Genomic DNA, 6,964 nt, shown 5'->3' with positions numbered 1-6,964 from the left:
CCCGGGCCCCTCACGCGCTCACAGCGGGACGGTCAGCCGTCCTGGCCGTCCGGCGGGGTGTTCTGGCCCGGGGGCGGGGAGCTGGGGTTGGTCGGCGTCGTCTGCTTGGGCACCACGAAGATCGTCACGACCTCGCCGCGCGCCAGCGTCGCGTCCGCGCCCGGCTGCTGGTCGTACACCTGGCCCGGCGGGAGCTGCTTGTCCGGCGGCGGGGGAGCCAGCGTCGGCTTGCACCTCAGCCCCAGCGAGGCCAGGGTGTTGCAGGCGGCGCGCTGGCTGCTGTTGAACAGGTTCGGGACCTTCACCTGGTTGGAGCCCACCGACACGTACACGGTGACCACCGTGTTCTTGGGCTCCTTGTTGCCGCCCATCGGGTCGGTCCGGATGACCTTGCCCTTCTCGACGGACTCGTCGGTGATCCGCTTGACGCTCACCCGGAAGCCCTTGTCCGACAGCTCCTCCTGGGCCTCGGCGAGGGTCTTGCCGACCACGTCGGGGACCTCGACCTGCTCCGGCGGCTTCGGGCCCTTGGAGATCGTCAGGTTCACCTTGCTGCCCTTGTCGACCGGGGTGCCCGGCGAGGGGTCGGAGGCCATCACGGTGTTCTTGCGGAACTCCGTGCTGTAGTCCTCCTTGGTGTCGCCCAGCACCAGGCCCGCCTTCTGGATCTCGGCGGTGGCCTGCTGGAGCGACATCTTGACCAGCGAGGCCGGGACCGGGACCTTCGGCTGCTCCTCGCCGCCCCCGCCGGCCAGCTTCAGGCCCAGAAAGCCCGCGCCGCCGACGAACAGCACCGCCAGCGCCACCCACAGGGCGACCTTCTTGCCGGTGCCGTCGCGGTCGGGACGGCTCTCGTCGTAGTGGACGGGAGGCAGGTCGTAGCCGGTCTGCCCGCCGACCGGGCGCTGCATCTGCGTGGGATGCGCCCCCGGCACCGGGCCCATCACCTGGGTGCCCTGCGGCTGCGATCCCATCAGCATCGTCGAGGCGGCCGTGGAGTGGACCTGCTGGCCCTGGATCACCCGCTGGATGTCCTGCCGGAACTCGTTGGCCGTCTGGTACCGGTGGTCCGCGTCCTTCGCCATCGCCTTCAGCACGATCGCGTCGGCCCACTGCGGGATGTCCGGGTCCACCTGCGACGGCGGAACGGGCTCCTCCCGGACGTGCTGGTAAGCGATCGCCACCGGCGAGTCGCCGGTGAACGGCGGCTGCCCCGTCAGCAGCTCGTACAGCACGCAGCCGGTGGAGTAGATGTCGCTGCGGGTGTCGACGCGTTCGCCGCGGGCCTGCTCGGGCGACAGGTACTGGGCGGTGCCGATCACCTGGGCGGTCTGCGTCATCGTGGACGCGGCGTCGTGCATGGCCCGCGCGATGCCGAAGTCCATGACCTTGACCTCGTGCGCACGGGTCAGCATCACGTTGGCGGGCTTGATGTCGCGGTGCACGATGCCGCCGCGGTGGCTGTAGTCCAGGGCCCGCAGGATCCCGTCGGTGATCTCCAGGGCCTTCTCCGGCAGCAGCGCGCGGTTCTCCCGCAGCAGGTCGCGCAGCGTGCTGCCGTCCACGTACTCCATCACGATGTACGGGATCTGGGTGTCGCCGATGGTGTCCTCGCCGGTGTCGTACACGGCGATGACCGAGGGGTGGTTCAGCGACGCGGCCGACTGGGCCTCGCGGCGGAACCGGGCCTGGAAGATCGGGTCGCGGGCCAGGTCGCTGCGGAGCGTCTTGATCGCGACCACTCGATCGAGGCGCAGGTCACGGGCACGGTAGACCTCGGCCATGCCACCGCGCCCGATGACGGTTTCGAGCTCGTAGCGGCCGCCGAGCAGCCGAGGTTGACTCATATGTGCACTTTCCCTTGTACCTCTACACCTTGTCCTCCGAACCTAGCTCCCCGCTCGGGGTCGGCGAGGGAACCGGGCTCGGAGTTGACGGAGTCGTGGTGCTCCCCGTCGGGGTGGGTTTCGGCGGTTGCGGGGCGCTGGGCCTGACCCCGGTCGGTTCGCTGGACGGCTTCGCTGGGGGGGACTCGCCGGGACCGGCGGTCGTGGACGGACGTGTCGTTCCGGAGGAACGGGAGATCACCGCGGATGGCGCCGGGGACGTGCCGCGCCCGCCGGTCAGACCGGGGCGCACGGTGCTCCCGCCGCCCACGCCCGACTCCACGGCCGGGACACGGTCCCGTTCGTCACGGGTGAGCTCGGCCGAGCTCCCGCGCCACCACAACGAGACGGCTGACACGGTACCGGCCAGCAGCAGCCCGGCGACGATCGAGGTGGCCAACAGCGCCGTGCGTCGTCGCCCGGCCCTCTGCCGTTCCCCGCTCGCGTCTCCGTAGCCGAGGGTATCCGGAGCCACCGCGCCGTCAAATCCCGGCAAAGCCCGCGGTGTGCCGCCCGTCACCCCCGCCGCCCGCGCGCCGGACAGTTCCGCGGCCCGGCGGGCGACCTCCCCGGCGCTCGCGGGCCGCTCCCCCGGCGTCTTGGCCAGCAGTTCCGCCACCAGGTCCCGCACCGGGCCGGGCACCCGCCCGGGCAGCGGGGGCGGAACCTCGCGCACGTGCTTGAGCGCCACCGCCACCGCGCTGTCGGCGTCGAACGGCGGCCGTCCCGCCAGGCACTCGTAGGCCACCACGCCCAGCGAGTACAGGTCCGACGCCGGGGAGACCGGCCGCCCCGACGCCTGCTCCGGCGACAGGTACTGCGCGGTTCCGACGACCATCCCGGTCCGGGTGACCGAGGCGCCGCGCAGGTCCCGCGCGATCCCGAAGTCAGTGATCTTGACGGTGCCGTCGGCGGCGACCATCAGGTTGGCGGGCTTGACGTCGCGGTGCACGATCCCGGCGGCGTGCGCGGCGGCCAGCGCCCGCGCCGTGCGCGCCACGATCGCCAGCGCCCGGTCCACCGGCAGCGCGCCCTCGCGGGCCAGCAGCGCCGCCAGCGGCTCGCCCGGCACCAGCTCCATCACCAGGTAGGCCCGGCCGTCCTGCTCGCCGAAGTCGTAGACCTGCGCGATCCCGGGATGCTGCAACCCGGCCGCGAACCGCGCCTCGGCCCGGAACCGGCCGAGCGCCTCGCGCGCGACGGTGTCGCGGTCGTCGTCCGACCGGTCGGCGCGCAGCAGCTTCACCGCCACGTCCCGGGCCAGCACCTCGTCGCGGGCACGCCAGACCTCGCCCATCCCACCGGCCGCCAGCCGTTCCAGCAGGCGGTAACGGGCGTTCAGGACGAGGTTCGCACTCACTTCCTCAGCACCGCGCTCATGACCCGGCCCGCGATCGGGCCGGCGTTCGTGGCGGCCGAACCGGGACCCTCGGTGACCACGGCGAACGCGTACCGCGGGTTCTGCATCGGGGAGAACCCGACGAACCAGCGGGCGTTGAAGCGGCCCGTCTCGTCCTGCTCGGCGGTGCCGGTCTTGCCGGCGATGTTCTGGCCCTGCAGGTTCTTGGCGGTGCCGGTGGTGACGACCGCGCGCATCATCTCGGCGAGCTGGTCGGCGGTGCCCGCCTTGATCGGCTGCGCGTACTGCTCCGGGTTGGCCTGGTACAGCACGCTCTGGTCCTTGGCGCGGACCCGCTCCACCAGGTACGGCTTCATGATCTTGCCGTTGTTGGCGACGGCCGCGGCGACCATCGCCATCTGGAGCGGCGTGGCCCGCACGTTCTCCTGGCCGATACCGGACCGCGCGGTGCCGTCCCGCCCGGTCGTCTCCATCTTCTTGGTGGTCATGTTGTAGAACTGCACCGGCACGTCGCTCTTGGCGGCCGGCACCCGCGGCTCGACGAACACGTCCTTGCCGAACCCGAACTTGGCCGAACCGTCGGCGAGCTGCTGCATGCCCATGTCCAGCGCCAGCCGCCCGAAGGTGGTGTTGCAGGACTCGGCGAACGCCTGGAGCAGCGGGGCGCTGCCCGCGCAGGCGCCGCTGTCGTGCGAGTTGGGGAGGTTGCGGCCCGACTCGGGGAGCCGCAGCGGACCGGTCTCCACGACGCTCCGCGTGTTCAGGCCCTTGGTCTCCATCTCCAGCGCCGCGACGACGGTCTTGAACGACGAGCCCGGCGGGAACGTCTGGCTCATCGCGTTGTCGATCAGCGGCTTGACGACGCCCTTGGCGTTGTCGAGCTCTTCGTACCGCTTGATGCCCGCCGTGCCCTTCTGCGGGGCGATCTCGTTGGGGTCGAAGGATGGGTAGGACGCCATCACGACGACGGCCCCGGTCTTGACGTCCATCACCACGACGCCGCCGCGCCGGCCCGGCGAGACCGACCCCTGGAGCGCCTGGTAGGCGGCCTTCTGGGCGGCCGTGTTCAGCGCCAGCTCGACGTTCGCGCCCAGCGGCTTCTTGCCGATGAACATGTCGAACCAGCGCTGCTGCGTGATGCGCTTGTCGGTGCCCGACAGCAGCCCGTTGTAGCCCCGCTCGACCTTGTCGGCGTTGCCGTTGAAGAATCCGGTGACCGGCGAGAAGATCGCGCCGTCCTGGTAGGTGCGGCCGAACTTGGGGTTGCTCTTGCCGGTCTCGATCGACTTGGCCAGCACCTGGCCGCCCGCGATGATGTTACCGCGCGGCGAGTTGAACACCCCCGCGTACTGCCGGGGGTTCTTGGGATGGGTGCGCAGCGCCTCGGCCTGGGTGCCCTGGACATAGTTGACCTGGGCCATCAGTCCGAACATCAGCAGCCCGCCGAAGATCGCGACGCGCCTGACCGGCTTGTCCATGTTCATCGGGCGGAGATCACCTCATGCTCACGATCTGGGTCATGCCCTCGTCCTGGATGGCCTGGGGCGCGGGCTTGCGGGCGTCGTGGCTCATCCGCACCAGGATCGCGATGAGGATCCAGTTGGCCATCAGGGACGAGCCGCCCTGCGACAGGAACGGTGTGGTCAGACCCGTCAGCGGGATGAGCTTGGTGACCCCGCCGACGATCACGAAGACCTGGAGGGCCAGCACGAACGACACCCCTCCCGCGAACATCTTCAGATAGGGGTCGCGGGCCTCGACGGCGGTCTTCATGCCCCGCTGCACGATCAGCAGGTACATCAGCAGGATCACCATCAGGCCGGTCAGCCCGAGCTCCTCGCCGAGCGAGTCGAAGATGAAGTCGCTGAACGACAGCGGCGTCTTCCACGGCTCGCCCTTGCCGAGGCCGGTGCCGAGGACCCCGCCCTGGCCGAGCGCGAACATGCCGTGCATCAGCTGCGCCGAGTCGGCGTACTTGCCCTTCAGCTCGTTGGTGCAGGCGTACCAGCCGGGGGCGATCAGCCGGGTGTTGCGGGCCTTGGCCTTCTCCCCGGCCGCCTCGTACTGCTGGGCCCGCTGCTCCAGGAAGTCGTCGGTCCGCTTGAAGATGTCGGTCTCGGGGTTGACCGGGACGACCTTGCCGGCGACCGTGCAGCCGCCGTCGAAGTACTGCTCGGGGTGCTGCCAGATGTCGATGCGCTGGTTCACGTGGCCCATGAACGGCAGCAGCGTCGCGATGAACACGCCCACCGCCAGCAGCCCGACACCGATGACCACCCACGAGGTGCGCTGCGTGGCGATGTACAGCATCGACACGAACAGCCCGAAGAACAGCAGCGCGGTGCCCAGGTCCTTCTGGAGGAACAGCACGCCCAGGCACAGGACCCAGATCACGATGATCGGTCCCAGGTCGCGGGCGCGCGGCAGGTTGATCGGGCCGACCTTCTTGCCGACCAGCGACAGCGCCTGCCGCTTGTTGACCAGGTATCCGGCGAAGAACGCGACCAGCATCAGCTTGGCGAACTCGCCCGGCTGCACCGAGAACCCGGCGACGTTGATCCAGACCTTGGCGCCGTTGATCTCCTGGCCGATGCCCGGGACGATCGGCAGCAGCAGCAGGATGATCGCGCCGAGGCCGATGAGGTAGGTGTAGCGCTGCGCGGTCTTGGGACTGAACGACAGCGGCGCGTCGGAGCGGTTGGTGTCCCGCATGATCAGGACGGCGGCGACGAACAGCGCGACGCCGACGAACGTCCACATCAGCTGGCTCGGCGCGTCGGCGGCGTCCTTGACCGCCTTGCCGGTCATCAGCGCCGTCTGCTTGTCCCGGGACAGGTCCAGGTCGAGCCGGTAGATCATCGCCAGGCCGAGGCCGTTCAGCGCCACCGCCAGCGGCAGCAGCACCGGGTCGGCGTACGGCGCGAACTTCGCCTGTACGAAGTAGGCGGCGACCGCCAGGACCGCCAGGCCGCCGCCGTACAGCGGCAGGCCGATCGGCAGGCGTCCGTCACGTGCCAGGCCGACCTCGGCGAACGCCGACAGCGTCAGCACCATCGCGAAGACCAGCAACGCGAGGGACGCGCCGCCGCGTCGCTGGAAGGGGGCCTTGATCTGGTTGCCGAGCGAGCTCATCGGGGACGACCTCCTCCCTCACGCGGCTGCGGGCAGCCCTGGGTCGAGGGGTTGTCGCGGCACTGGTCCCGGTGCGCCTTCAGCTTCGTCAGCTCCTGTTCGGCGGTCTGCCTGCCGACGAGGGCGAGCTTGCCGTCGCGGATCGCCTTCTGGTCGTTCTCCGGCAGCTCGCCCAGGGTGAGCTGGGCGTCCATGACCTTCTCGGGCTTGCACTGGTTCTGGCCACGGCCCTTGATGACGACGACCTTGTCGCCCTCGGCTGTGATCACGTGCCGGCAGACCACGTTCATCAGGTCCTGGACCGCCTGCGGGCCCTTGACCTCGTACTTCGCCTTCACCGCGGCCTGCTGGACCGGCGGCAGGTCCGCCACCGGGATCGACGGGTTCGGCTGCTGCTTCGCGTCGGCCCGGCGGGACAGGCTGATCACGGGGACCTCCTGCGTGGTGCCCCGGTACAGCACGACCTTCCCGTTCTCCTCGCCGACGTAGTAACCGCTGCGGATGTTCTCCAGCGCCACGAAGCCCACCGCGCCGAGGCCCACGACGGTCACGCCGAGCGCGCCCGCAAGCCACGCCCACCGGCGGG

At 70.4% G+C, this 6,964-nt stretch carries 4 protein-coding genes and 1 pseudogene; all 5 read right to left on the bottom strand.

Annotation, left to right across the window (positions count from 1 at the left end):
* Window positions 1–32: 32 nt before the first annotated feature.
* The gene (gene pknB, locus AKI01S_RS47590) at window positions 33–1,847 is read right to left on the bottom strand and encodes a Stk1 family PASTA domain-containing Ser/Thr kinase (protein WP_067833480.1); all 1,815 of its coding nucleotides are present in this window, start codon (window positions 1,845–1,847) and stop codon (window positions 33–35) included.
* A gap of 22 nt (window positions 1,848–1,869) precedes the next feature.
* Entirely contained in the window at window positions 1,870–3,246 is a 1,377-nt protein-coding gene (locus AKI01S_RS47585; protein ID WP_067833477.1) for a serine/threonine-protein kinase, read from the bottom strand.
* Window positions 3,243–4,730 (bottom strand): penicillin-binding transpeptidase domain-containing protein, encoded by a 1,488-nt coding sequence (locus tag AKI01S_RS47580; protein ID WP_067833474.1) that lies wholly within the window; start codon window positions 4,728–4,730, stop codon window positions 3,243–3,245. The genes AKI01S_RS47585 and AKI01S_RS47580 overlap by 4 nt, the downstream gene beginning before the upstream one ends.
* A gap of 10 nt (window positions 4,731–4,740) precedes the next feature.
* A complete protein-coding gene (locus AKI01S_RS47575; protein ID WP_067833472.1) occupies window positions 4,741–6,378 on the bottom strand; it encodes an FtsW/RodA/SpoVE family cell cycle protein in 1,638 nt (545 codons plus the stop codon).
* Window positions 6,375–6,964, bottom strand: a pseudogene (locus AKI01S_RS47570) (serine/threonine-protein phosphatase); the annotation flags it as partial. The pseudogene AKI01S_RS47570 and the gene AKI01S_RS47575, both read right to left, overlap by 4 nt.

The sequence above is a fragment of the Actinomadura kijaniata NBRC 14229 genome (assembly GCF_001552175.1).
Taxonomy (GTDB): domain Bacteria; phylum Actinomycetota; class Actinomycetes; order Streptosporangiales; family Streptosporangiaceae; genus Spirillospora; species Spirillospora kijaniata.
Note: the sequence above shows the minus strand (reverse complement) of the source record. Positions and strands in the feature narration are given on the sequence as shown.